Here is a 25,198-nt window from a genome sequence, read left to right on the forward strand (position 1 = left end):
CGGAGGACGGATTAAGCTGCCCAAATAAAAAAAGTATAAACAAAGCGAACTCTGTTTATACTTTAAAAAAACTCAAACTATAAATACTATTGTATTCTTTTATTGTTTTACAAACTGCAATTCGCCTGCAAGTTTTACTTCTTCGCTCACCATTACACCACCTGTTTCCAAAGCTGCGTTCCAGGTCAAACCGAAGTCGCTTCTTTTGATTTTTCCTTCGAAAGAGAAACCTGCTTTGGTGTTTCCCCAAGGATCAGAATTGATTCCGCCAAAATCCACGTCCAGGGTCACTGGTTTTGTAACGCCGTTAATAGTGAGGTTTCCTGTAACATCACCGTTAAGAGTTGAAGCTTCGAAAGTGATTTTCGGGTTAGCTTCTGCGTTGAAGAAATCTGCAGATTTCAGGTGATTGTCACGGTCTGTGTTGTTGGTGAAAATAGAGTCTGTATCAATAAAAGCTGAAACTTTTGCGTTCGCGAATGTATCGTCTTCTGCATCGATTTCTGCGTTGAAAGTCGTGAATTCTCCTTTTACGTTGGAAATCATCAAGTGTTTTACTTTGAAAGTGATCTCGCTATGTGTTGGGTCCAATAACCATTTAGTTGCCATAATTTTAATATTTTGTTGTTAATTATGATGCAAATTTAGGTCGGTAAGATTTCCCACACATTGATGTAAGTTAAGAATTGAATAATGGGGCAGAATTTGGGCAGCCCGTCAGATTTTCCAGAGCTTTCCCGATGCAAATCTGCCGGCCGGGCTATCCGCTGCTATCTTTTTGCCAAAGCTTTTGCCAGCGCAAAAAAGGATATCCGCTACTATCCCTGCTGCGGGCGACGGCTCCGAATCACCATTTCTCCGTCAAATATTTCCAGTATCGCTTCGGGACGTGCTGAATGTGAAGTTTTGTATTTTTTCTTTCTTTAATATTGGTTTTAGTGAAATAGCTTTGCCAGAGCGTTTGGTATTTTTTCTCTTCGTCGTGGAATTTCTCCTGGTATTGGTTTAAATCTAATTTTTCATCGGGATAAAAGAATTCGCAGTTTTCCAAATCGTAGAATAAACCATAATGTCTTCGTAGGTCATATATCATCCATTTTTGATCGGCATATCGGTCTTTAAAATGTTTCCGAATCAGAGGCAACACATTGAAATCAGGATCAATTTTTGCAAAGAAAACATCATCCTGCATTTTTTCAAACCTTACGAAAGCGGTCATTCTGTGCCTTTCTCTGCTTACGGATTTGCAGATTTTGGAGATTTTCAAAATATCATCGTTGGCGAAGTTTTTCAGGACATTATCATTGGGAAATTTCACAGATTGTCTCACCACTGATAAAACCAGCTGTTCCAATTCATTATCTTCCGAAAGATATACGCGCAGCAAATCATTGATTCCTGATTTACCGATACTCTTTTCCAGCTTATTCAGAACTCTTTCAGATTTTTCCTGTTGGGTAACAACCTCGTGGACTTCTGCAAACATATTTTTCTGTTGGAAATTTTCTCTGTTCACGATTTCCACATCCTGATAACGATACTCGAAAACTTCAAATATCGCTGTGAAAAGCCCGTCGAAACTTCCGTCGTAGAGGAGGGTTGTCATTTTTGAGTAGGAGAGTTTTAGAATCTGTGAATTCTAAGCGTAATATTTGTCATTCCGGAGGAATCTAGATTTATTTTAAATTTTATAACAAACAAGTTTCAATTCATTTTCATCAAGTTCTAAATAAAACTCGCCGACTTCTTTTATTAATGTAAAAATTCTGTCTAAATCTTGATTTGTCTTCGAATCAATAACTTTAGGAAAAATGAGATATTCTATTTCTCGATATTCGAGCCAATCATTAAATGAATTATTTCCTTCAAAGCCTGTTTGCCAATAATCAAATTCAAAAATACTTTCACTATCTAGATACAATTCTCCATTCTTATTATTTTGAACTTTTTTGAAGAGAATCTTTTTAATTTCATCAGCATTATCAACAATCTGTTTAATCAACTTAACCCATTTTGAATTAGACATCAATGGTTGTGAGAATTTCGAAATTGCGCTATCAATTTCTTTTATCTTTTGTTCGTCGTAACGTAAAGCTTTTTTTGTTCTCATATTTAATATTGAGAGAAATTATTTTTGAAAAATTTGACTCTAAAAATACTTCGGAATATCTCGACTCCCGTGAAGAACTCTAACAATACGAATGTGATTATCCAGCATCCTATAGAAAATAATATGGTTGTCTTTTGGGAAACTATATAAACCTTGTTTTATTTCGTTTCGTTTTTTTCCTAATTGTGGATTTACAATCAAATTTTGAAAAATCTCCTCAATCTCTAAAAGATATTTTTCCGCTTGGTCAAAACCAAATTCATCCAAAGTATAATCAAAAATATCTTCCAAATCTTTATCAGCAATTTCTGATAAAATGTAGAACTCTTTAGACATTACTGTCGTTTGTTTGTTTTTTAGCTTTGATAATATCTTTTACAGAGCGAGAACTCGATTTATTATCCCAACCTTTTTCTATCTCAGTTTTCAAATCTTGAATCACACGATGACGATAAACTTCGTGAAGACGTAATGCATCACGTACCACCTCACTAGCGTTTTGAAAATCTCCAGATTCTATTTGATTTGAAATATATTCTTCCTGTTTTTTTGTGAAACTAACATTCATTGTGAATTCTTTTTTCGAAGTTACAAATTATGTCTAAATTTAGCAAATATAGATAAAATTAAATCGCTCTGGCTTAATTCAATGTCACAATTCTAATAATCAAAAGTAATATTAAAATACATTTGTCAAGTTAAAGCTCTCGAAGCCTTGCCATTTAAAACAATGTCAATTGCTGAGAAAACTGATTCTGAAATTTCGACTGACTTCCACTGAGAATTAATTTTCTCAAATTCAAATCGGTTAAATGTTTCAGAAACGGATTTCCGTAAGTAAAATCAATAAAATATTTAGCACGGTTGACTGCTGCGCCGAGTTTTTTAAGATGGTCTATGCTCAGAACCTGGAATTTTCTTGCACTTACAATTTTCTGTGCCGTTTTCACACCAATCCCAGGAATTCTGAGAATCATTTTATAATCTGCTGTTTGAAGATTAACAGGAAACTGGTCGAGATGCCGCAACGCCCAGCTTAATTTTGGATCAACTTCCAAGTCTAAAAAAGGCATATTAAAATCCAAAATTTCATCCGCTTTGAAACCATAAAAACGCATTAACCAATCTGACTGATACAAACGGTTTTCTCGTAAAACAGGAACTTCTGCCGTAATTGCCGGTAAGCGATTGTCAACAGTTACAGGAATATAACCTGAGTAATAAACCCGTTTCATTCCATAGTTTTTGTAAAAATGGTCGGCCACTTTGATGATTTGCAAGTCATTTTCATTGGTTGCGCCTACAATCATTTGGGTTGATTGTCCGGCTGGAGCAAATTTCGGCGTGCTTCTGATGATCTTCTTTTCATCTTTATATTGCTGAATTCCTTTCTGAACAATCCGCATAGGCTGAAGCATATCCTCGCGGTTTTTATCAGGAGCCAATAATTTTAATCCAGATTCAGTTGGAATTTCTAAGTTTACGGAAAGTCTATCAGCGTAAAGTGCGGCTTCATTCATCAAATCGTCACTCGCTCCTGGAATTGATTTTAAATGAATGTAGCCATTGAAATTATGTTCAGTTCTCAGCTTTTTTGCCACCCGAACCAGGCGTTCCATTGTCGTATCTGCGTCTTTGAAAATTCCGGAACTTAAAAATAAACCTTCGATATAATTTCTACGATAAAAACTGATGGTCAAATCGACTACTTCCTCAACTGTAAAAGCAGCACGTTTGATATCATTTGATTTCCTGGAAACACAATAGATGCAATCGTAAATACAATGATTAGTCAAAAGAATTTTGAGAAGCGAGACACAACGTCCGTCTTCCGTATAAGTGTGACAAATTCCGCTGGCTGAGCTGTCGCCCAAACCACCGTTATTCTTTCTTTTACCGCCGCTGGAAGAACACGAAACGTCATACTTGGCAGCATCTGCAAGTATTTCGAGTTTTTCTTTGATGCGGTCGAAATTCATTTTTGAAGATTTATTTTTGAATGAAATTAATTCAGAAATTAATGTCAAAAATAAGTCCATAATGATAAAAGTCAATCGATATATACGTTAAGTTATTAACAAAATGTGTTAAAATTTATATCTTTACCAATATAATTTTTGATATGCAACATCAACCTGTTGAAGGGTTTTCAAAACTTTCCAAACAAAGAAAAATCGACTGGCTTATTTCAGAATATCTAAGTAATGACAGAAGTTACGAGCAGATTTTACAACAATATTGGAATAATGACGACAACTTGCAAAAACTTCACGAAGAGTTCTCGGAAAATACAATTTCCAATTTTTATATGCCTTATGGAATTGCTCCTAATTTCCTGATTGACGGAAAACTTCTGGCGCTTCCAATGGCTGTGGAAGAAAGCTCGGTTGTTGCCGCTGCTTCCAAAGCTGCAAAGTTCTGGCTGGATAAAGGCGGTTTCAAAACGACGATTATCAACACAGAAAAATTGGGTCACACCCATTTTGTTCTGAATGTTGAGCCTCATAAACTGCTGCATTTTTTCAATTTTAAATTAAAGAAAAAATTGCTTGAAGCGACCGAAGATATCACTGCCAATATGAGAAAAAGAGGCGGTGGAATCTTGGATATCAAACTGATTGATAAAACTTCTGAACTGGAAAATTATTTCCAGCTGAAAGCGAGTTTTGATACGGTAGATTCGATGGGCGCTAATTTTATTAATTCTTGCCTAGAACAGTTCGGGAAAACTTTGAAAGAAGAAGTTGCGAACGAAGCAGAATTCTCTCAGGAAGAGAAAGACTCGCTTCAAATTGTGATGAATATTCTTTCGAATTACACACCGGATTGTGTTGTGAGAGCCGAAGTTTCCTGTAAAATTGAAGATTTGAAAGATGACAGCGGCATATCGAATGAAGAATTTGCTTGGAAATTCAAACGTGCTGTGACGATTGCAGAAATCGAGCCTTACAGAGCAACAACTCACAACAAAGGAATTATGAACGGTGTAGATGCAGTTGTCATCGCAACCGGAAATGATTTTCGTGCAACAGAAGCTTGCGCTCACGCTTATGCAGCGAGAAACGGAAAATATTCTTCACTCACTCATTGTACAACAGATAATGGGATTTTCAGATTTTGGATTGACTTGCCAATTTCTGTTGGTGTAGTTGGTGGTTTAACCAATCTTCATCCTTTGGTTAAATTTTCTTTGGCTTTGTTAGGAAAACCAACTGCGCAGGAATTGATGAGTATTTTGGCGGTTTCGGGATTGGCTCAGAATTTTGGAGCCCTTCGTTCTTTGGTAACAACAGGCATCCAGAAAGGTCATATGAAAATGCACCTTTTCAATATCTTGAATCAATTTGGAGCAACGGAAGAAGAGAAACAACATTTTGTGACTTATTTCAAAGATAAAACAGTGAGTCATCACGAGGTGATTTCGGAATTGGAGAAATTGAGAAACAAATAGAATTATGTTTGGAATCGCACTTTCAGCTTTTATGCTTGTTTTTGGAATATTTCTTAAACTGACAAAAAATCCGGGCTTTGCTAGTTCCAAAAGATTTGCTTGGCTTTTTATTATCTTAGGAATCATTACGCTGTTTGGAAGAATTATTATTTTAAATCAAAAAGGGGAATTATAAAAATGAAAAACTTTACTTTAATCATAGGCGGAATCTACGGTTTATTGTCCGTAATTCTTGGTGCATTTGGCGCACACGCCTTCAAAAAAATATTATCCGTAGAAAGATTGGAAAGCTTTGAAACCGGGGTGAGATATCAAATCTATGCGGCTTTCTTTTTGTTGATTGTAGGTTATATTCTGAAATTTGAAACCTCATCTGAAAAGTGGATTTCGATTTTGATGATTGCTGGCACCTTCTTGTTTTCGGTAAGTATTTATTTCTTGAGTTTTCAGGATTATTGGGGCGTTAATCTGAAATTCCTTGGTCCAATTACGCCACTTGGAGGCTTGTTGATGATTATCTCTTGGGGAATGCTGATTTGGTATTTTGCTAAGACGAAATTCTAATGTATGAGCGATGATAGCGAAAATCCCGGAATAAGCTTTGGACAAAGCCTCGGAATGAGGAATTGCAGCGGCCGTAGCGACCCGAGCAGCTGGAAAAAGTGCTGGAGAGGGATACACCCGAATTATTTTGAAAACTGATTTCAATCAGACATTTATATCAAGTAATTCGTCACTTTTTCTTAAATTTGTGCGTCTTATAAAATTTAAAAATTAATCAATAATATATTATGAATCTTCACGAGTATCAATCAAAAGAGATTTTAGCAAAATACGGGGTTAACATCCAACGTGGTTTTGTTGCAAACAACGTAGATGAGGCAGTTGCTGCTGCTGAAAAATTAACGGCTGAAACCGGTGCACAAGGTTGGGTTGTAAAAGCTCAGATCCATGCAGGTGGTCGTGGTAAAGGTGGTGGCGTTAAGTTCTCTCCGAATATGGACAAACTTAAAGAAAATGCCGGCAACATTATCGGGATGCAGCTTATTACGCCTCAAACTTCTGCTGAAGGCAAAAAGGTAAACTCTGTTTTGGTAGCTGAAGATGTATATTACCCAGGTGAATCTGAAACAAAAGAATTTTATGTTTCTATCCTGCTAGACAGAGCGCTTGGAAAAAATACGGTGGTCTACTCCACTGAAGGAGGAATGGACATTGAGCACGTTGCTGAAGTTACACCTCACCTAATCCACAAAGAAGTGATTGATGCTGCTTACGGGCTTCAAGGTTTTCAGGCTAGAAAAATTGCTTTCAACCTAGGTCTTTCCGGTAATGCTTTCAAAGAATTTACGAAATTCATCACATCATTATACAACGCTTATATCGGTATTGATGCTTCTCTTTTCGAGATCAACCCGGTTTTGAAAACTTCTGATGACAAAATCATCGCTGTAGATGCAAAAGTAACTTTGGATGATAACTCATTGTTCCGTCACAAAGATCTTGCTGAGCTGAGAGACACAAGAGAAGAAGATCCATTGGATGTTGAAGCTGGTGAAGCTGGTCTTAACTTTGTGAAATTGGACGGAAACGTTGCTTGTATGGTAAACGGTGCCGGTCTTGCAATGGCGACTATGGATATCATCAAATTGTCTGGTGGTAACCCTGCAAACTTCCTGGACGTTGGTGGAACGGCTGATGCACAAAGAGTACAGACTGCTTTCGGAATTATCCTGAGAGATCCTAATGTAAAAGCTATTTTGATCAACATCTTCGGAGGTATCGTAAGATGTGACAGAGTTGCTCAAGGTGTTGTGGATGCTTACAAAGCGATGGGAAGCCTGCCTGTTCCGTTGATCGTAAGATTACAAGGAACTAACGCTGTAGAAGCAAAACAATTAATTGACGAATCCGGACTTCCGGTTCATTCTGCAATCACTTTGGAAGAAGCGGCAAACAAAGTAAAAGAAGTTTTAGCTTAAGTCTATAAAAACTTTTAATATAAACAATAAGCCGATTCGTTTGAATCGGCTTATTATTTCTCTATAATTCTTTATTTTCTGGTGACTGTTCTACATTTGTGATATTAATGCTTGTAGGTGTTACCATTTTTATATCTTCTTTGTTGAGCCTGTCATTGATCCTCATAATCGCAGCACTTTTAACGGATGCCATATCAGCGCCAACCTCTAGCCAGAAATTAACCTGAATTTTAAACACCCCTTGCGTGGCTGATGTAAACACAACCGTCACGGCATCTTTTCTGTCAACGTGCTCCAGATTTTTTATTTCCTCCAAAATGGCTATCCTGGCTTTATTGATATCTTCGCCAATAGGAATTTCGAAGTCTAAATATATTTTGCGCTGTGGAGATGCTGTGATATTAAAAAATGGCGAATTAAAAATCACCTGATTGGGAATGTAGACCTTTTTACCGTCATCCGTAATCAATTTAGTCGTTAGCAAACCAATATCCTGAACTGTTCCGGAATTACCTCCAATTGTTACGTAATCTCCAATTTTGAATGCTTTATCGATTCCTACCAACATCCCGGAAAATATACTCGAAACCAAATCCTTCAGCGCTACCCCGGCAATAACCCCGGCTACACCCAAACTTCCCAGAAACTTCATAAAAAATCCGCTGAATCCCATTATTTCCAACGAAATAAAAGTTCCCATCAAAATAATCAGAAACCGAAATACAGCAATCAATGTAATAACAGAATCATTTTTGGTTTTAGGAAAAAGCTTGTGAAACAGCTTAACTGACCATCTACTGAGATATTTGCTGGTCATCAAGAAAAACAGGAATACTAAAATTCCTACAATTAATCGGGGCGTCAATTCTGCAAAACTGATATACCACCTTTGCAATACTGCATAAACCGTCTGTAAATATTCCATAGCAATTATTTTAATAAAAAAACCGACCAAGGCCGGTTATATTTTGTCTATCAAATATAGAAATTATTTAGCTTCGTCAGCAATTCTCTTTGCTTGTCTTGTTGGTAAATAGATACTAAAGCCTACATTGAAAGTTAACTGCGAATTATAAGGTGTACTTCCAAAACCAGCTTGCGCATTATACTTTACTAAACCTTCAATACCAATATTAGGTGTGATAAAATAAGAATAACCAGGTCCAACACCAAAATCTAAACCAGTTGTAGAATTCCCTCCTTCAGTTGAGGTACCTCCAATACCAACATTACCTTCAAAAAACCAACGACCGTGATTCAAAAGATTATCAACTCCCGCTTCTCCCGGAGAAATATAATAACGTCCTAAAGCACCCACACCATACTTAAACTGAGTAGCTTCGCCTTTGCCAGTTTTCAAAAAATTCAAATTTACCATTCCCCCCAATGCTACATTATCTTTAATAAAATATGCTGCTTTTGGCTCTAGACCAATTTGATAACCTCCCCCAGTATTTAATCCAAAATTACTAGTTAAAATACTACTACCAACCAACCAATTACCTTCCTGTATCTGAGCATTAGCTGTTGAAAATAATCCTGCTGCTAAAATGACTGCTCCAAAAAATAATTTTTTCATATGTTTAAATTTTTTCATTAATAATTATCTTTTTTACATTTTACAAACGTTATGCCATTAAAGCAAATAAGCTTTGGGAATAATCTAAACATATCATTTATGAAAAATGATTTGAAATAAAATATTAAAAAATAAAAGACTTTTGTAATCAAAAATAAAAAAGCCAATCTTTTCAGACTGGCTTAATATTTATAATTTATTATTTGTTATAAAATAACTTTTTTAGTTGTTATCCCTTTTTCAGAAGTAATCTTCAGGATATAAACTCCTTTTACAAATCCAACCGTGCTTAGCTTAACTTCTTTGGATTTTTGACCAGAAAGCGAGGTAATCAATTTACCAGATGCGTCAAAAACATCTACAGCAGTAATATTATCTTTTGTATCGATAACAATTAATTCCGCTTCGTCTTTGATCACATTAACGCTACCAAGAGTTCTGTTAGCCACACCAAAAGAAGACAGATCCTGATAAATGATTTCGAATCTTGTCTCATCCAGACCTTTGCTTGCCGCAAATCTGTAAGAACCTTCCTCGGTTAAATTAATAATTTGATTCAGTTTTTTATCTTTCAAATAAACGGTTTGCTCACCATTGAATACACCTTCTTTTTCGCCTAACGTAATAGTATAATCTCCTGTTTCGTAATATTTAGTTCCAAGAGTAACAACATCATTTTGCTGTAAAGGATATCTTCTACCCTGGATTGCTAATTTAGAAGAACCATTGATTGAATAAAAAGCATCTGAACCAACAACCAAAAGATCCGCATCATACAATCTTTCATAGCCATCTGTTGCCCCCGGAAGGTAAGATAACAAGATAGTATTGTTGATATTTGACGGTGATTTTAGATTCAGCCAGAATCTGTCTTTGGAAGGTTTTTGATTTTCCCCTTTGTTAAAGAAAATGCTTGACGGACTGTAGCTTCTCATCTCATTGGTGAACTGCAATGGTTGATTATTAGAACCAGCCATACTTTGTACTAAGAATCCTTGACCGACTTTGATGTATTGCGTCGGTACTGGTGAAGACACTCCATCCTGATATGTAGAAGGGACTCCTCCACTTCTGTTGTAAATCGCATAGTTTGATCCAGCATAATCAGAGCCTTGTTGATCCGGGATATACTGCTGGTTTGTCCAGAAAAATGCCGTCCCATAAATCAATGAGCTATTGGCATCATATAAAGCATCGAAGTCCAAGTTAGATGGATAAGGATTACCTACTAAATTAAACCCATGATCTGCATTCGTCCATTTTAAATTCTGATAAGCTAAATTTCCATTATTAGGAATACCAGTAAATGCAAAAGTATAAGGAGCCGGACTATTAAAGTCTGTATTGTAACTGTCTTTCCCTCTAATGGCATAACCCTGACCAATTCTAAAGCTGTAAGCATCGTTAAGACCAGTAGTTACGAAAAAGTCATTTGATTCATTATAAACAAAGAATCTATTTTTCGGCGTACCTCCTACCAGGCCACCATCTGAAAATGCATATAAATTCTGGTTAGATACTGGCGAACTCCAATATGTAAAATGCATTTTTGCCATATTAGCCACTCTTCTTACTGTGATATTACCACTGTTTGTAAGCTCGGAACTTTGCATAATATTAGCATCGCTTTCTACTACAAATCTATCGCCACTTATATTATTTACAAACTGATCTGCAGTAACTACAGTATTTGGACTTACCGTTAGTAAACCATTATTATCAACTGTTAAATTTTTAGCGACAAAAGAACCGTTAGTCGCCGTTACATAAGGCTCATATATATATGTATTAACGCTTGCATTTGGTATTCCATTAGACCATCCCGTCACACCACTGTTTTCTCTCCAAACAGTTTTATTAACCAGTACAGAAGCAATTCCGACAGTAGTACCACTGTTACACACTGTGTCAGTAACAGATGTCAAGGTATAATTTGTATTGACTTCAGGAGAAACGGTTAAGATGTAAGGCGAATTTGTGACCCCAGTCACTGTCTGAGGATTGGCTCCATTTGACATATAAGTTATGCTCCAAGGTGCAGTGCCTGTAAGCGCCACTTGTAAATTAACAGAACCAGGCTCTGTATCAATTGTTCCACCACCAGTAAGCGTTGCAGTAGGACCTGTTTTCATGCCTACACTTATAGTTTTGGTCTCAGTTACTGTTCCAAATGCAGTCGTATAAGTTCCTGTCGCTGTATAAGTTGCGGCCTGGCTTGGATTAGCAGTTACTGTTGCTCCCGTAGTTTGTACAAGATTGCCCCCTGTTGTACTGGCCCAAGTATAATTAAATGGTACAGAACTTTGTGCAGATAAAACTACAGGACTGTCTTTACAAACTGTTGAATTGTCGGATCCTAAGATAAAAGAATGGTTGACTTTTACAATATCAACAAGTGTTGTATTAGCACTACTGGTTGATACTATTCTAAAACTTAAGTTATCACTATAGTCATTAACGGGGACTACAAAATTTGTGCTTACATCTGTGTCAATAGATAAAGTCTGTAAAGTTTGCCAATCTCCACCATTAACACTTTTTTGTACATTTATTCTGCCAAAATAACCGGTTAATGTTGTTGTTCTACGCATAATAGAAAGTTCGATAGATTTAGCGCCACCTTTTGTAATTGTCGGAATAACGAGTGTACCCCCACTTTTGTTGGTTAAATCAGATGAATTAACTTTTGCTAATTCTATAAATCCTTTAGACACCCCTACTGCTGTAGTCGGGGAAATCCGAGAATTTGTTATAGTCCAAACACCAGCTGAAGTTGTTTGATTATAATCTCCAAAATCAAAACGTCTTGTCCAGCCTGTTGTAAAACCATCATTAATTTGTGCACTTGCAAATGTCATAAATATAACACTTAAAAACAGCACATATTTCCGTAAAAAATATATATTTATCATCTCTTTTTATTGCAAAGTTAAAATTTTTTATAAAAAAAACTATAATTTATTGTAATATGCTAATGCAGAAGTAACTACATCTATATGATTATAATTTTCAACTATTAAGCTTTTACAATAGTCATTCATTTTTTTTATTTCGTTATTGTTCTCTTTTGCCCAGACCATTTTTTTTTCAAGTGCTTCTTGATCTTTTACCGGTATTAAAAATCCGTTAACTCCTTCTTGTATAATTTCAGAATAGCCAGTAATCTTTGTTCCAATAACTGGAATTCCCATAAGATTGGCCTCTATTAAGGATAACCCGAACCCTTCTCTGTAAGAAGGAGAAACAAATATATCCATAATGGAAAGATACTTTTTAACATCTTCTTGAAATCCTACTTCAATAATATTGGGGTTATTTTCAATTATTTTTTTTGTTTCGACGTCCACTGGATCAAGTTCCTCTTCCCGAAATCCTACCAAAAGTAGTTTCGATCCTTTAATCTTTTGATTTTCAAAAGCATGAATTAGCTCATTAATTCCTTTATCTTTTACAATTCGACCCACAAAGCCATAAATGAAATCATCTGATGAAATATTTAACTCTTTTCTAATTTCTGAAACATTATATTTTGTTGAGTCAAACTCATTTACTATTAAACCGTTGGAACTACCATTATGGATTACAACAACCTTCTTTTTAGTCAGATCTTTTTCAACAATTTTTTTCACCCCCTTACTAACTGCAATTATATCGGTAGCACAGGCACATGCAATTTTTTCCAGAAAAATTAATAATCTTCTTTTTGTACCGTATTCCCCCTCATAACGTAAACCATGGATATAATATACTCTTCTAGGAACGAATGCTAGTTTACCAGCTATTAAACCTAGCAAAGATGCTTTTGGTGTATTACAATGGATAATATATGGTTTTTTTGATATAAAGAATAAAAATAATTTAATCAGGCTAATAATGTCATTCATCAAGGAAATACTCCTTTCTATATTTATATCTTTATAATTTACTTTTTCTCTTTGAGCTATATTTTTTAATTGAGATGATGATGAGGAAATCAATGTTACATCAAATATGTTTCCCAACTCCATAATTTGTCCCCTAAAAAATTCAAGAGATATCGAAACTGTTGTTAACAAAAAAAATTTCTTCTTTTCCATTATTGCATCATTCTGTGCCTCCTTATTATTTTCATCAATGAATTAGGTATAAAACCCTTTAAAAGATCAGAAAAAGAATATACGAAATAATATTTGATTCCTAAATCTTTTAAAATTTGATTTTTCACCAAAAAACCATAATATCTTGTTTTAAATGTCCTCCTTTTCATAGCATCCTTACCATCTCTCATTTTATATAATGTCTGTTGCAGATTATACCCTACATAACCTTTTTTATATATTTTATACCATAAATAATAATCTTGTCCTCTAATCAAATATCTGTTAACGGTGTAACCTTCAACTTCCCTCATCACCGAGGTACGAATCATCGATGGTGCATGACAAAAGGGGGTTCCAATTTTGAAATCATTTTTTGTAGGTTTTTCTATAGCATTACCTTTGCCCCAATTTCCTGTTTCATCAAAATAAATCATTGGACAACTTACTAATGCATATTCTAAATTATTATCTAAAAAATTTATTTCTTTTTCAAATCGCTTGGGAAGAGAAATATCATCTCCATCCATTCGAGCTACATATTCGGTATCCACATATTGAAGACATTTATTAAGAGAAGCCGGTAAGCTTAAATTTTTTTCATTTTTTATCAATATAATATTATCATATTTTTTTGCATATTTTTTTGCAATTTCATATGTCCTATCTGAGGAAGCATCATCACAAAGAACAAGTTTGAAATTTTTGTAAGTTTGATTATATAATGAGTCCAGCGCTTCTTCTAATGTTGACTCGCAATTATAAACAGACATTAATATTGTAATACGTGCTTTCATTAAGATAGGTTGTAATATCTAAAATTTAACATTCATTAAAAAAGTGAACATAAAATACATAAAAAGTATTATCCCAAAAACTTTATACTGATCATTCCATATTTTATACCGAAACATTGGATATGCAAATATCACAGGCATTAAAAACCAAGATAAGTAAGCAAATCTATTACTAAAAGCAGCAGAAATTACCAATATCCAAAACGCATTTGCAATGCAGTATATTCCAAACAAGTGGACATAAAAATCATCAACAATTTTCTTTTTATAAATAAAATAATATCCTGCAAATATTGCTGTTACGCTGTATAGTACAAAATCCCATCTAAATCCAGTACTTGAAAACTTTGACATATTTTTGACATTATCTACTAAATATCCGGTTGCTCGATCTTCAGCAATACCCAGATTAGAAAAAAATGACATCCAAACATCTCCACCTAATAATGACATCGGGATTGCTAGTATCCAAATAAAAATATAAATCTTGGGATTTTTATAAAATCCTGAAACAAAAAACGCAAATGTGGGTATAATCATAGATGCGTGCATAAAATATGCTAATAAAAAAATTGGATAGATTAAATATTTTTTTTGATAAAAGCATAGTCCTAAAATAAAAAGAGCAGTTGCTAAACCATTTCTCATACCATTTACACCATATGCCCAAAATGAAAATGAAGAGAGAAACATTAGTACTGCAAAAAACCAATACTGTCTAAAATATTTTTTTGAAAATATAATACAAGGAACAATATATAAAGTTGCTAAAAAGAAGAAAAAATTTTTAGCTGACATAAATGTACTACACCATTTCATAAAATAATTAAATACATAATCTTTTTCTATTTTAACGGTAGCTCCTCGTTGAAATTTGTAAAAACTATTTGCATAGACCATCATGTCAATAAAAACTCCATTAATAGGACGAAAACCCATATAAAACATTATGAAAATAGTTACAAACCATCCTACTATGCTAATTATGGAAATACTTTTCTGATCTCTCACATCAAAAGAGAAAGCATTTACAATTACAAAAATCATTACTACTAATAAAATATAATAATATAAATTAGAATATGATTCTAATGGCACCCAATCGAACATCTTTTAAAACATCTGTTGATATATTGTTTGTAGTAGTCGAGCATTTTGAACGACATCAAATCCTTTTTCCTTTAAGATTTGGATACGTTTATAGTTAGAAGTTTTGACATTTTCTTTTGTAATTTCTACAATTTTAAGTACCCAATCCTCAGGTTTTTGTATATTCAAAAATGTTATTAAATCTGCTCCCAAATCTACTTCTTTTGAAATTCCTGAAGAAATTATTGCCTGTAAGCCTACGGCCTGCGCCTCTACTAGCACAACAGGAAAACCTTCATGTAAAGACGGCATTAAGAGAACATCTGCACCCGTCATTAACTCTCCAATATCTGAACGTAGTCCTAAAAGTGTTATATAATCATTTAAGTGATGTTTATCTATTTCCTGTATAAGCTTTTTCTCCAGATTTCCTTGTCCGATAAAATAGATATGCGCCTTGATTTTTCTTTTTTTCAGTTCCTTTGCAATCTCCAGTGTAAAAAATGGATTTTTCACGTCGCTAAGTCTACCAACCTGTAATAAAACAATTCCATCTCTTTTTTTTTGGTATGGCAAATGGTGATTCTCAATATTAATGACTGCTAATTTTTCAGCTTCAACCCCATTAGAAAGCAATAAAACATTCTCATGGTTTGGAAATAAATATTCCGAGGCGGCAACTCCACAAGCAATTTTTTTTGTAGAATTTTTTTTTATTGAAGCTAAAGCCAATTTTTTATATAGTTCTGCAATGATACCTTTCTTACTATTTACAGTATTATGAGAATGTGCAATCCTGTGTTTAACCCCAGCAATTTTTGCCGCATATAGACTAAACATAGAATTCAAGAGCATATGACTATGAACAATTGAATATTCTTTATGAGACTTTAAAAACCTGATTAATTTTAAAGTGCGAAAAATATTATTAGATGCTAAAATTGGAATAATTCTACCCCCTAAAGAAAATATCTCATCATCATAATCACCTTTCCGGTCTGAAAACACAACAAAATCAAACTGTATTTTCTCTCTATCAATATTACGATAAAGGTTCATCAACATAGTTTCTGCTCCAGCCCTATCCATTTTTCCGACAATATGCAAAATTCTTTTCATATCATTATTTAAGCAGGTTGTATAATGGTTGATATTTATCTTCTAGAACAATATTGTTTTTATTATTTTCTAAATTATTAATAAACTGTAAAATATCGTTTTCATTGAAATCTGAAATCAAACAAATATTTTTATTCTCTTTAATCCATTCATATGTTTCCCTAACCTTATGATTATTATTCTGAAATACTACAGCTGGAGTTTTGGTAATATGACAAAATATCATCCCATGTAACCTATCAGTAAAAACAATCTCAGAGTTTTTAAAAGCATCCCATATTTTATTAAGCTCCATCAATCTCTCGTCAATTGTTAATTGTGACTTGCCAATATGAGTATCATAGAATGTAATATCATTATATTTAGACGCAATAATATTACTAAGAATTTCTGTTTGCTGAGTAGTTATTTTTTTTTCAACATCATTTCTCATGCAAACTAATGCAGAGCTTCTAACAGTTGAAGAGTTTTTATCAAGGCTTAATACTATGTCTGGAGTTTTATAAACTGAAGCTGATTCAAAATTTTTTTTCATTTTTTGATAAGAGGTTTCTTCTCTTGCAAAAAGATGAAGATTATTATGTCCATTGTATATTTTTTTTGCTTTTTTGAGCGCTTTTTCTCCTTTCTTAGATTCGGAAAAATCAAGGGTTTGTGGAAAGGAAATTATCTTATTATCCGGAAAAAAATTAATAACTACTTGTCGTATGTGCTCTATTTGGTCATAGATGTCTCCCATATTACCACCTCCAACTGTAGTTACTATATCATTTTTTTTGATATTTCTTTTTACAAACCATAAGCCTTTAAGGCTTTTACTAATTGGAATCTCTACCACTTGTGCATCACTGTACTTTTTTATAAATTCTGTCTGTGCATATGTTATAGCAACATCCCCAAGATTTCCATAGTCAGCTGCTAAGAAAATATAAATTGTTCGCTGTTTAGGATTTAACTTAATTCCATTGAAAGCATTATTACCTTTCAAACCTTCAATAAAAAGTTTGGTATTAAATTTATATTTAAATGGTATTCTTTTAAAAATCATTTTTATTAATTAATTTAGAATCGTTTAAATAGATATTTGACAACTCATTGATTAGTATTATACGGTACGCTAATTCTATTCCATTAAAATATTTTGGAATTTTAGATTTTAATTTAGATTTTAATGTGATAGGCAAATATTCTGATAAAATACTTTTAATTTTTAAAATTAATGATTTATTATTCTGATTAAAACCTTCTTGGTGGTGTGGTTTTAGGAGCGATTCCTTTACTTGCTGAATTAATTTATCAGAAAAAACAGCATTATTTTCTAGAGCTTTTATTAAGTATTGTATGCTTTCATTTTCAAACAAATCTGACAATCTTGGGATAGAGGGAACAGCATTAAAGGGGACTTTTGATTTATCCATTTTTTTACTTAGGCGTACAATATGTTCTTTATTTCCCTTATGATTATCATTTTGCTGCTGGTAAAGTAAAAAGTGGCTGTAAGTCATCATAGGAGAACTGTTTTCTACAAAACAACCAATCATATCGTTGAAAGCTGAAATCACCAAGGGTATTCTAAAATCGATGTACAATCTATCTCGCCAGGCAATTAAAGACTCTTGAGCGCTTTTATTAATATCTGGCAAATCAGACTGTTGAATAGATTTCCATTTTTCTAAATCAAATTCTTGTTCATTCTTGTAATCTGAAAAAAGTGGTATACCAATATGTGCTCTTGCCATATTGGCATTCAGGTCCAAACCTTCTGTAAATGGGATATCTCCACGTACTATATTTCTATAGCGGCTTTTATAGAGATTTTCAAATATTTGAAAATGATCCGTGAAAGCATTAAAATGATCAATTCGACAGTCTGTAAGTTTTATATATGTTTCAAAGAACAAGTCTGGATTATTTATTCTTTTGGGTAGATATTCATTAACCATCTCAGATTTGTAAAATTCGGATATCTGTAATGCAGCCTTTTTATCATCGAAGTGTAACTTATTTTCTGTACCCCAATTTATTAATTTTATATTTTTGAAGTGTTGAAGTTCCTTACTTATATAAAAAAGAAGTCTGCTGTCATTCCCACCTGAAAGAGGCAAAATATAATCATTATAAGAATGTGATACGGGAAAGTTATTTTTTGTAAGATTCAGAAAATCATTATCAAACTGTTTTTGATTTTTATATTTTATTTTTAATGTATTATAGTCAGCATCTACAATATTTAATTCAAACGAATTAACATTAAAAACATAACGTTTCTTATTCAGAACTTTTTTAATTTCTACATCCCAAGCATTTTGAAACCCTAAAGTACCTGACGATAAAAACCAACTTACAGCTTTATCGTTTAAAAAAAATGTTTTTTTAAGGCTGATAAGTGCTCTTTGAGAATTAGATATTATCAATTTTTCATCATCATAGAAAAACCATATTGTTTTTGATTCGAATCTGTCACAATAAAATTCAATACTATTACTATCATATGTAATCTCAGCATAAGAGCCATCTGGCAAAAGGTTTGTTTTCTGAGTGAGTTTTTTTCCATATGTAAAAAAACCAGTATCTTCAATATTTTTGTTAGGATTCAACATGCCAATATAAAGCTCATCAAGCCTATTAGATTTTTTGACTACATATTCATTTTCTACACGATCAGAAGAAATGTTTGTCAATACTTTTTCTAATTGTTGCTCTACGTCTTTCGGTTGAACATTTTTATATTTAATTAAAAAAAATTTACTCATATTTTTTCTTCTTTAGTATTCTCAATAATCTATCACTTTTAAGTCCCAACGCAAAGAAAAAGATTTTAGCTTTTAAATTTTTTGCTGTATAATATGGTTTCAAATATTTATATCGTGGATGTAAAACTATTTCTCTAATATATTGTTTTCTATTTTCTAGTGATATTGAAGGTTTTGAGCTGTAAAGGTTATTGATACAAAACCTGATGCCATTGAAAAGTATTTCACTAAGAATATTTTTTTCGTCCTTCACTTTCCAACTTTTAAAAAATTTCTCTAGTTCGATATTTTTCAAAACCTTCAGCTTAAATGCATCTGGGTAAAACTTTTTCATTAATGTTTCCTCGTCTCGATTGACGTAATGATAATAACTTTTTTGATTGAAATGTATCTCTTTCGAAATTGTATAAATAGGTGCATTAAATAAAATATCCTCTACAAGAGATATCCCCTTTTGGAACACAAATCTATTTTGATCCAAGAATTTTTTTTTATAAATTTTGTTCCATGCATATCCTAATAAACCTATATGAAGCTGATCTATAGAAACATTTTCTTCATTTTTAGAATAGGATTGTACTTTAGGTTGAAAATTAATTGATTTCGTTACCTTTCCATTAGCATCTTCATTATCCTGTATATATCCAAAAACTAGAAAATCCAAATGTTTTTTGTTTAATATTTTCAGATTATCTTCTAAGAGCTCTGGCTCTATCCAATCATCACTATCCATAAAATAGACATACTTACCTCTTGCTCTTTTTAATCCATAATTACGCGCATCAGACAATCCGCCATTTTCTTTTTCAAATATAGAAATTCTCTTATCCGAAAAAGACTCTGCTACAGTTTTGGAATTATCCGGAGAACCATCAATAATGACTAAAAGCTCAAAATCTGTAAAGGTTTGTGATAATACAGAACTGATACTTTTAGCTATATATTTCTCAACATTATAGGCTGGGAGAATGACAGATACAGTAGGCATTATATTAATTTTAATAACAGGTAATACAACTTCAGTTCAAACAATTTTATTAATAATGATTTTTTAGGATTGTTCCAATTGTAGTAATAATTTTTAAATGTATGGTTATAAATTATAGATTGTCTAATTTTTTTTAATTCCGCAAGCCTGTCTTTAGATTGTTTTGCATTGCTAATCAGCCAAAAAAGAATATGCTCTATATAATAAGACGCAATGTCTTTATCACCTTTTTCACCTTGAATATCTAATGAGCTTTGATGAATTTTAACCCTTTCAGAAAAATGATTCTCCATACTCTCTAGAAGGAAACCACGGTATGATTTATCTTGTGTAAGAGAAGCTTCATTTTCTACATAATTATATAAAACTTTTTGTAGAAAAAAAACATTATTACAATGTAAAAGATAATTAAGATTAAAAATTGTATCTTCTCCTATTCTGATTTTTTCAGAAAATCTAATATTGTACTTATCAATAATTTCTTTTTTATATAATTTATTCCAAGGGAACCATAACATTTTTGAATTAGTAACAGTTGAATGAAATATCTTTAGAATTTCACTCTTATTAAAGATTCCTTCTTTTAATAATTTTTGGTCTCTTTTAGAAGGTTGTATTCTATACGCATATATTGCTAAATCATTATCCAATAAAGCCATTTCTTCTAAACTGACAAAATAATCGTCTGAAACATAATCATCACTATCCACAAAGGTTATAAATGTCCCGGAAGATTTTTCAATTCCCAAATTCCTTGCTGCAGATGGGCCTTGGTTAGTTTGTGAGTAAAGTTTTACAATGGGGAACTTTTTTGCATAATCTTCACAAATTTCTTTTGAATCATCTGTAGAGCCATCATTCACTAATAATATTTCACAATTATCAGATACTTGCTTCAACAAAGAGTCGAGACATCTCTGGAGATATTGTGATGCATTATAAATTGGAATAATTATAGAAATCATAAACCTTTGATTATTAATACATCTAACCTATATAACATTCCCCTAAATAATTTGTCTACCATTTTCACTTTCATCAATAAATTAATGATGATTATAAATAGGTAAGCAACCAAAACATTTATTTCTTTCAACTTATTATATCCATTGTTCTTTACAAGCGCTATGTTCTCATTATCCTTGTTGTCGAGTGCTTTAAAAAATTGTAACACCAAACCTTTGTAATGATAGGAAATTAATTTTTTATGTTTTATTTCTACACTTCTACTCAAATTATCCAAATGTAGTTTTAATCTTGAATGCAGAAATTTTTTATTATAAACATTTGCATTTTGCGTGATAGAATTCGTATGCTGACGGTATAAAAATGTGGGTTCTGAAGAAATTATATATACATTTTCTGATATTTTAAAAAAAATCCTTGAAAAAAATTCTGTTTCTTGAGATCTATACATTTGCTCAGAAAATAATTCTTTATTCTGTAAAAAACTTTTACGAAAAAGAACACAATTTGTAGTAAGGTTGAGTTTCCAAGTTTGTAAATCCGCATAAAAATCATTTGTAGGGTATATTGCCAGTGGATTATTTATTTTTTTACCATCCCAATAATATCCGCCGGTGATTACAAACTGAAAGTCTGTATTTTTTATTAAATCAATTTTCTTTTGAAGACAATCTGGTAACATCACATCATCACTATCAAACCAATTTATAAATTCTCCTTTACTAAGTGTAAATCCATAATTTCTGGCACCGTTACCTCCTGCGCCATAGTTATCCGGTCTCTTATGATACTGAATACGACTATCTGCTGTTACATATTGACTAACAATTTTCTCCGTATTATCAGTACTTCCATCATCCACAACAATACACTCCCAGTCAGAATAAGTCTGGGATATGATGGAATCCAATGTTTCCGAGATATAATTATCGCGGTTATAGGTAGGAATAATTATGGAAAACAATGGACTATTCATCACTATTTTTATTATTTAGCTCTAGTTTGAAAATGATTGTTAAATTTCTTTTACAGATATTGCTTTTTTAAGTAAAAAACATAAACTTTAAACTGAGTTATGTTGCTGATATATTTGAAGGCATTTAACATAATTTTGTTATCATAGCCACTGCAGCCTATCATACTATAAAAAAGACGGCTTTTCATATCACTTGTTTTATTATATTTATATAAGTCCTGAAAAACTTTATAATGTGTCAACTTCAAAGATTTCTTTTCTAGAGGGCTGAATATTCCTCCTTCATGTTTTTGATATACACCCAAGATGGATTTCATATAATAGCCTCTTCCATTTTTCAGCAAATGATAATTAAGATGTACATCTCTAGCAAACTCATATTTTTTCAAAACATTTAAATCAACTGCATCTTTCCTAAATACTAAGGTTAAAGTTTTTGTATACCATTCCGAAAAAAATCTATCTAATGTAATATCAAAACCTTTTTCTGAATTATCCGGAAATAACGATCCATCTTTTAAATCAATAATTTCTTTGCCAGTTGTAACATCCTTTGATTTAAAACCTCCTGCCACCAAAGTATAATCAGGGTTTTCCTTTAAAAAATCTACTTGCTTTTGCAATTTTAAAGGATCTGTCCAATAGTCATCTCCCTCGCATAGGGCAATGAGCTGTCCTTTTGCTCTTGGAAAATTAAATTTAAAGTTAATACCTCTTACACCCTTAGAGTATTGATTTTCTGTCTGTAAAATTGGTTTTATAATAAGTGGATATTTTTGCTGGTATTCTCGGATTATATCCTGTGTGCCATCTGTAGAAGCATCATCATGAATTAAAATCTCAAAATCAAAATTACATTGTTGCATCAAAAAACCATCCAAACATTGACGTATATATGGTGCATGATTATATGTAATACAAGAAATTGAAACCGTCATTATTTTAAGATTACTTTTTTTATTTTTTCGAAAGCTTGTTGCGAATTAGCATCAAGTTCTTTATTAATGCCTATATATTTCTCTATCAGTGACTCTCTACTATCTTGAAGCAATTTTATTTTTTCATTTAAATCAGAAAGAAAATTTTCCTGATCTATTTTAACATTATATTCTAGCAAGTCTAATTCTTGCATTAGCCCTCTATGCTTCGGATGGTTTTCCAATGCAATAACAGGTGTATTGAAACCTATAGGTAATATTTGACCGTGACCTCTCATAGCAAGTACAAAATCTGCATATTTGTAGTAGCCAATCATTTTATCAGAATGGTCAAATGCAAACGTCCCAAAATCAAGAACTTCTGTATTTTCTATACCAGCGCTTATTTCTTGAGAAATAGAAACATCATCTAAGACATGTGGAGCAAAGATAACTTTATAATCATTTGACAAATCTTTTGTTACTTGTCTCATTTCATCTATAAACTTTTGTACTTTTTCTTCTGATCCAAATCTATTAATTGGTTTATCATTTGCCAACTGTATGATTACATATTTCTTTTCTTCTAGCCTTTCATACTCAGTATTCAGATCAATGTGAAATCCTGGATCAGGAAGTACCGATGCATCTATCCCTGTCTGGTTAAAAAGTCTGTTATAACTCCCGTCATTTCTAACAGAAAAAAATGCCGCTTTATCAAAAGTTTCTTTCAAGTGTACCTTCCCTTTTTCTGGAATGCCTCCTTCTTCTTCCCAATAATTGTAACCTACACCATATACGATGAAAGGAATTTTGATTTGACTTATCAGTTCTTTATTAATAAGCCAAAACCATCCATTTGGCCAGTGGCTACCATGGATAATTCCTCCGCCTCCGATTACAAGAAGATCATACTTTTTATTAACAACTTCATTGATATAATACTCGTCAAAGTTTCTACCCTGAAGATTTGTATTACCAATATAGTCAATGTTCAAATAGTTTCTTAGTAGATTTTTGACTCCGATACCCAATGCATAATCTCCAATATTATAATTAAGACAATATGTATGTAAAACTCTCATTATTATTTTTATATATTTTTATTATTTTGTAATTATAGAAGCGCCTCAATATTATCTGGAGCAAATACAGGAATCTTTAAGTGATTATAAACTTCCAATCTTTCTTTATATGAATCATCTATAAATATTGCATTTTTATGATTTATATATTCATATTTGAAATCGTTATTGGTCAAATGAATTACTTTATCGAATACCTTACTCAAACGATACTTCTCTAAACTTTCATCAATATTTAGTGCATGTTTTGTTATTAGATAGACTTTTTTCCCTGCATTAATACATTTAAATATAAATGATAGTAACTCTGTATTAACCTGATCTCTGATAATCAAACAATCATCAAAATCAACATACACGTTGTTGTAGTCTATTTTTATTTTATACTTATTATCTAATGCTCTGTCAAGTTCTATATCGTAATCATTAGTAAATAATTCTACATCATAATCAAAAGCATCAAACAAACTTAAAAGTGCAAAATTAACTCCTATATTTCTGTATAAACTTGATGAGCCTCCAAATCTTGCAGCTATTTCAAGCAGCGTAGGTTCACCATTATTGTTCAGCTTTAATTGAACAAACCAAGCTCCTCTGAATTTGATTTTAGAATTAATTGTATTTACTATTCTTTTGATTTCTTCTTTTCTTTCTGAAAAGATAGTTGTATTGACACTGATTCCGTTCGATATTCTTTTTCTCAAACGTGGCCCATAAAATCGTAAGCTCCCAAACCTATCTGTGAAACAATCTACTGTCAATTCTTCATTTGGCAGATACTCTAAAATCATTGAGTTAGGATGTGTCAGCAGTTGTATATCAATTTCTTCTTGGGAATTAACTTTTGCAACACCTCGTGAGCCATAACCAACGTCAGGTTTCATAAACAATGGAAAGTCCTGATCTTTCACATCATTTTTATTGTAAACCTTTGGACAATTAACAACATCTTTTAGAAAGCTATATGTTTTCTTCTTTGACAAACAAATTTGATTAGTCTCATCTGATGAACCAATGATTTTGCAATTGATTTGATCTTTAATCTCTGATAACTTAGCTATCACAGAATCCATTGCTGGGTAAATTGCATCTATTTTGTAGTCCTCAATTATTTTATTAATAGATGAAACAAAATCCTTATTATTAAAAAAAGGAACATCATCGATATAATTTTCAAAGATGAAACGACCATGATCCTCTACACTATTTGCACCAAATAATTTAAAATGCCTCGAATATTTTAATGATCGGTGTATTTCTAATGCAATTTCAGAACCGCAAGGGAACACCAGAATATTTAATTCCATTCT

25 protein-coding genes are annotated in these 25,198 nt (G+C 32.5%); 4 read left to right on the forward strand and 21 right to left on the reverse strand.

Annotated elements, in window-relative coordinates; all coding sequences use genetic code 11:
* Positions 1–99: 99 nt before the first annotated feature.
* The 6 genes from BXY58_RS16640 to BXY58_RS16665 form a co-directional block, all read right to left on the reverse strand.
* Positions 100–609, reverse strand: a complete 510-nt coding sequence (locus BXY58_RS16640) for a YceI family protein (protein ID WP_120215000.1) — start codon at positions 607–609, stop codon at positions 100–102.
* Positions 610–847: 238 nt separating this feature from the next.
* Positions 848–1,606: a TIGR03915 family putative DNA repair protein gene (locus tag BXY58_RS16645; RefSeq protein WP_120215001.1), complete on the reverse strand. Its 759-nt coding sequence runs from the start codon at positions 1,604–1,606 to the stop codon at positions 848–850.
* A 75-nt stretch (positions 1,607–1,681) separates the two neighbouring features.
* A complete protein-coding gene (locus BXY58_RS16650; RefSeq protein ID WP_120215002.1) occupies positions 1,682–2,110 on the reverse strand; it encodes a hypothetical protein in 429 nt (142 codons plus the stop codon).
* Positions 2,111–2,149: 39 nt separating this feature from the next.
* The gene (locus BXY58_RS16655) at positions 2,150–2,446 is read right to left on the reverse strand and encodes a type II toxin-antitoxin system RelE/ParE family toxin (RefSeq protein WP_120215003.1); all 297 of its coding nucleotides are present in this window, start codon (positions 2,444–2,446) and stop codon (positions 2,150–2,152) included.
* Positions 2,439–2,678, reverse strand: coding sequence for a type II toxin-antitoxin system ParD family antitoxin (locus BXY58_RS16660; RefSeq protein WP_120215004.1), 240 nt, complete (start codon positions 2,676–2,678; stop codon positions 2,439–2,441). The genes BXY58_RS16655 and BXY58_RS16660 overlap by 8 nt, the downstream gene beginning before the upstream one ends.
* 154 nt (positions 2,679–2,832) lie before the next feature.
* Positions 2,833–4,089, reverse strand: coding sequence for a putative DNA modification/repair radical SAM protein (locus tag BXY58_RS16665; RefSeq protein ID WP_120215036.1), 1,257 nt, complete (start codon positions 4,087–4,089; stop codon positions 2,833–2,835).
* Between the two features lie 143 nt (positions 4,090–4,232).
* On the opposite strand from BXY58_RS16665, the gene BXY58_RS16670 reads away from it, so the two are divergent.
* From BXY58_RS16670 to sucC, 4 genes are all read left to right on the forward strand, one after another.
* Positions 4,233–5,561 carry a hydroxymethylglutaryl-CoA reductase, degradative gene (locus tag BXY58_RS16670; RefSeq protein WP_120215005.1) on the forward strand — a complete coding sequence of 443 codons (1,329 nt, stop codon included), beginning with the start codon at positions 4,233–4,235 and terminating at the stop codon, positions 5,559–5,561.
* A 4-nt stretch (positions 5,562–5,565) separates the two neighbouring features.
* Positions 5,566–5,736, forward strand: a complete 171-nt coding sequence (locus BXY58_RS17015) for a hypothetical protein (RefSeq protein WP_170144261.1) — start codon at positions 5,566–5,568, stop codon at positions 5,734–5,736.
* Positions 5,737–5,738: 2 nt separating this feature from the next.
* Entirely contained in the window at positions 5,739–6,125 is a 387-nt protein-coding gene (locus BXY58_RS16675; RefSeq protein WP_120215006.1) for a DUF423 domain-containing protein, read from the forward strand.
* A gap of 227 nt (positions 6,126–6,352) precedes the next feature.
* Positions 6,353–7,543: an ADP-forming succinate--CoA ligase subunit beta gene (gene sucC, locus BXY58_RS16680; protein WP_120215007.1), complete on the forward strand. Its 1,191-nt coding sequence runs from the start codon at positions 6,353–6,355 to the stop codon at positions 7,541–7,543.
* Positions 7,544–7,604: 61 nt separating this feature from the next.
* Here the strand turns inward: sucC and BXY58_RS16685 are convergent, their stop codons facing one another.
* The 15 genes from BXY58_RS16685 to BXY58_RS16755 form a co-directional block, all read right to left on the reverse strand.
* Positions 7,605–8,468 carry a mechanosensitive ion channel family protein gene (locus BXY58_RS16685; protein WP_120215008.1) on the reverse strand — a complete coding sequence of 288 codons (864 nt, stop codon included), beginning with the start codon at positions 8,466–8,468 and terminating at the stop codon, positions 7,605–7,607.
* A gap of 63 nt (positions 8,469–8,531) precedes the next feature.
* Positions 8,532–9,140 carry a porin family protein gene (locus BXY58_RS16690; RefSeq protein ID WP_229728467.1) on the reverse strand — a complete coding sequence of 203 codons (609 nt, stop codon included), beginning with the start codon at positions 9,138–9,140 and terminating at the stop codon, positions 8,532–8,534.
* 188 nt (positions 9,141–9,328) lie between these two features.
* On the reverse strand, positions 9,329–11,980 hold the full coding sequence (locus BXY58_RS16695) for a T9SS type A sorting domain-containing protein (protein WP_170144262.1): 2,652 nt from the start codon (positions 11,978–11,980) through the stop codon (positions 9,329–9,331).
* A 93-nt stretch (positions 11,981–12,073) separates the two neighbouring features.
* Positions 12,074–13,198 carry a glycosyltransferase family 4 protein gene (locus tag BXY58_RS16700; protein WP_120215010.1) on the reverse strand — a complete coding sequence of 375 codons (1,125 nt, stop codon included), beginning with the start codon at positions 13,196–13,198 and terminating at the stop codon, positions 12,074–12,076.
* On the reverse strand, positions 13,198–13,995 hold the full coding sequence (locus BXY58_RS16705; protein ID WP_120215011.1) for a glycosyltransferase: 798 nt from the start codon (positions 13,993–13,995) through the stop codon (positions 13,198–13,200). The genes BXY58_RS16700 and BXY58_RS16705 overlap by 1 nt, the downstream gene beginning before the upstream one ends.
* Before the next feature lie 18 nt (positions 13,996–14,013).
* On the reverse strand, positions 14,014–15,093 hold the full coding sequence (locus BXY58_RS16710; protein WP_170144263.1) for an EpsG family protein: 1,080 nt from the start codon (positions 15,091–15,093) through the stop codon (positions 14,014–14,016).
* 15 nt (positions 15,094–15,108) lie between these two features.
* The gene (locus tag BXY58_RS16715; RefSeq protein ID WP_120215013.1) at positions 15,109–16,203 is read right to left on the reverse strand and encodes a glycosyltransferase; all 1,095 of its coding nucleotides are present in this window, start codon (positions 16,201–16,203) and stop codon (positions 15,109–15,111) included.
* 4 nt (positions 16,204–16,207) lie between these two features.
* Complete coding sequence (locus tag BXY58_RS16720) at positions 16,208–17,251, reverse strand: polysaccharide pyruvyl transferase family protein (RefSeq protein ID WP_120215014.1); 1,044 nt, start codon at positions 17,249–17,251, stop codon at positions 16,208–16,210.
* A complete protein-coding gene (locus BXY58_RS16725; protein ID WP_120215015.1) occupies positions 17,241–18,956 on the reverse strand; it encodes an adenine nucleotide alpha hydrolase family protein in 1,716 nt (571 codons plus the stop codon). The genes BXY58_RS16720 and BXY58_RS16725 overlap by 11 nt, the downstream gene beginning before the upstream one ends.
* On the reverse strand, positions 18,949–19,944 hold the full coding sequence (locus tag BXY58_RS16730; protein WP_120215016.1) for a glycosyltransferase family 2 protein: 996 nt from the start codon (positions 19,942–19,944) through the stop codon (positions 18,949–18,951). The genes BXY58_RS16725 and BXY58_RS16730 overlap by 8 nt, the downstream gene beginning before the upstream one ends.
* Positions 19,944–20,909, reverse strand: coding sequence for a glycosyltransferase (locus tag BXY58_RS16735; RefSeq protein ID WP_120215017.1), 966 nt, complete (start codon positions 20,907–20,909; stop codon positions 19,944–19,946). Before BXY58_RS16735 ends, BXY58_RS16730 begins: the two co-directional genes overlap by 1 nt.
* Positions 20,906–21,886 (reverse strand): glycosyltransferase family 2 protein, encoded by a 981-nt coding sequence (locus BXY58_RS16740; protein ID WP_120215018.1) that lies wholly within the window; start codon positions 21,884–21,886, stop codon positions 20,906–20,908. Before BXY58_RS16740 ends, BXY58_RS16735 begins: the two co-directional genes overlap by 4 nt.
* Positions 21,887–21,936: 50 nt before the next feature.
* Positions 21,937–22,824: a glycosyltransferase family 2 protein gene (locus tag BXY58_RS16745; protein WP_120215019.1), complete on the reverse strand. Its 888-nt coding sequence runs from the start codon at positions 22,822–22,824 to the stop codon at positions 21,937–21,939.
* Positions 22,824–23,888 (reverse strand): polysaccharide pyruvyl transferase family protein, encoded by a 1,065-nt coding sequence (locus BXY58_RS16750; protein ID WP_120215020.1) that lies wholly within the window; start codon positions 23,886–23,888, stop codon positions 22,824–22,826. The genes BXY58_RS16745 and BXY58_RS16750 overlap by 1 nt, the downstream gene beginning before the upstream one ends.
* Positions 23,889–23,920: 32 nt before the next feature.
* A complete protein-coding gene (locus BXY58_RS16755) occupies positions 23,921–25,195 on the reverse strand; it encodes an ATP-grasp domain-containing protein (protein WP_120215021.1) in 1,275 nt (424 codons plus the stop codon).
* Positions 25,196–25,198 lie beyond the last annotated feature (3 nt).

The sequence above is a fragment of the Epilithonimonas arachidiradicis genome (genome assembly GCF_003610695.1).
GTDB lineage: Bacteria > Bacteroidota > Bacteroidia > Flavobacteriales > Weeksellaceae > Epilithonimonas > Epilithonimonas arachidiradicis.

Excerpts from the sequence above, each read along its gene's own strand:
- BXY58_RS16725 (WP_120215015.1), bottom strand. The coding sequence starts at position 18,956 with ATGAGTAAATTTTTTTTAATTAAATATAAAAATGTTCAACCGAAAGAC.
- BXY58_RS16670 (WP_120215005.1), top strand. The coding sequence starts at position 4,233 with ATGCAACATCAACCTGTTGAAGGGTTTTCAAAACTTTCCAAACAAAGA.
- BXY58_RS17015 (WP_170144261.1), top strand. The coding sequence starts at position 5,566 with ATGTTTGGAATCGCACTTTCAGCTTTTATGCTTGTTTTTGGAATATTT.
- BXY58_RS16675 (WP_120215006.1), top strand. The coding sequence starts at position 5,739 with ATGAAAAACTTTACTTTAATCATAGGCGGAATCTACGGTTTATTGTCC.
- BXY58_RS16700 (WP_120215010.1), bottom strand. The coding sequence starts at position 13,198 with ATGGAAAAGAAGAAATTTTTTTTGTTAACAACAGTTTCGATATCTCTT.
- BXY58_RS16665 (WP_120215036.1), bottom strand. The coding sequence starts at position 4,089 with ATGAATTTCGACCGCATCAAAGAAAAACTCGAAATACTTGCAGATGCT.
- BXY58_RS16690 (WP_229728467.1), bottom strand. The coding sequence starts at position 9,140 with ATGAAAAAATTTAAACATATGAAAAAATTATTTTTTGGAGCAGTCATT.
- BXY58_RS16685 (WP_120215008.1), bottom strand. The coding sequence starts at position 8,468 with ATGGAATATTTACAGACGGTTTATGCAGTATTGCAAAGGTGGTATATC.
- BXY58_RS16650 (WP_120215002.1), bottom strand. The coding sequence starts at position 2,110 with ATGAGAACAAAAAAAGCTTTACGTTACGACGAACAAAAGATAAAAGAA.
- BXY58_RS16745 (WP_120215019.1), bottom strand. The coding sequence starts at position 22,824 with ATGACGGTTTCAATTTCTTGTATTACATATAATCATGCACCATATATA.
- BXY58_RS16715 (WP_120215013.1), bottom strand. The coding sequence starts at position 16,203 with ATGAAAAGAATTTTGCATATTGTCGGAAAAATGGATAGGGCTGGAGCA.
- BXY58_RS16735 (WP_120215017.1), bottom strand. The coding sequence starts at position 20,909 with ATGATTTCTATAATTATTCCAATTTATAATGCATCACAATATCTCCAG.
- BXY58_RS16705 (WP_120215011.1), bottom strand. The coding sequence starts at position 13,995 with ATGAAAGCACGTATTACAATATTAATGTCTGTTTATAATTGCGAGTCA.
- BXY58_RS16660 (WP_120215004.1), bottom strand. The coding sequence starts at position 2,678 with ATGAATGTTAGTTTCACAAAAAAACAGGAAGAATATATTTCAAATCAA.
- BXY58_RS16740 (WP_120215018.1), bottom strand. The coding sequence starts at position 21,886 with ATGAATAGTCCATTGTTTTCCATAATTATTCCTACCTATAACCGCGAT.
- BXY58_RS16720 (WP_120215014.1), bottom strand. The coding sequence starts at position 17,251 with ATGATTTTTAAAAGAATACCATTTAAATATAAATTTAATACCAAACTT.
- BXY58_RS16640 (WP_120215000.1), bottom strand. The coding sequence starts at position 609 with ATGGCAACTAAATGGTTATTGGACCCAACACATAGCGAGATCACTTTC.
- sucC (WP_120215007.1), top strand. The coding sequence starts at position 6,353 with ATGAATCTTCACGAGTATCAATCAAAAGAGATTTTAGCAAAATACGGG.
- BXY58_RS16695 (WP_170144262.1), bottom strand. The coding sequence starts at position 11,980 with ATGACATTTGCAAGTGCACAAATTAATGATGGTTTTACAACAGGCTGG.
- BXY58_RS16750 (WP_120215020.1), bottom strand. The coding sequence starts at position 23,888 with ATGAGAGTTTTACATACATATTGTCTTAATTATAATATTGGAGATTAT.
- BXY58_RS16645 (WP_120215001.1), bottom strand. The coding sequence starts at position 1,606 with ATGACAACCCTCCTCTACGACGGAAGTTTCGACGGGCTTTTCACAGCG.
- BXY58_RS16755 (WP_120215021.1), bottom strand. The coding sequence starts at position 25,195 with ATGGAATTAAATATTCTGGTGTTCCCTTGCGGTTCTGAAATTGCATTA.
- BXY58_RS16730 (WP_120215016.1), bottom strand. The coding sequence starts at position 19,944 with ATGCCTACTGTATCTGTCATTCTCCCAGCCTATAATGTTGAGAAATAT.
- BXY58_RS16655 (WP_120215003.1), bottom strand. The coding sequence starts at position 2,446 with ATGTCTAAAGAGTTCTACATTTTATCAGAAATTGCTGATAAAGATTTG.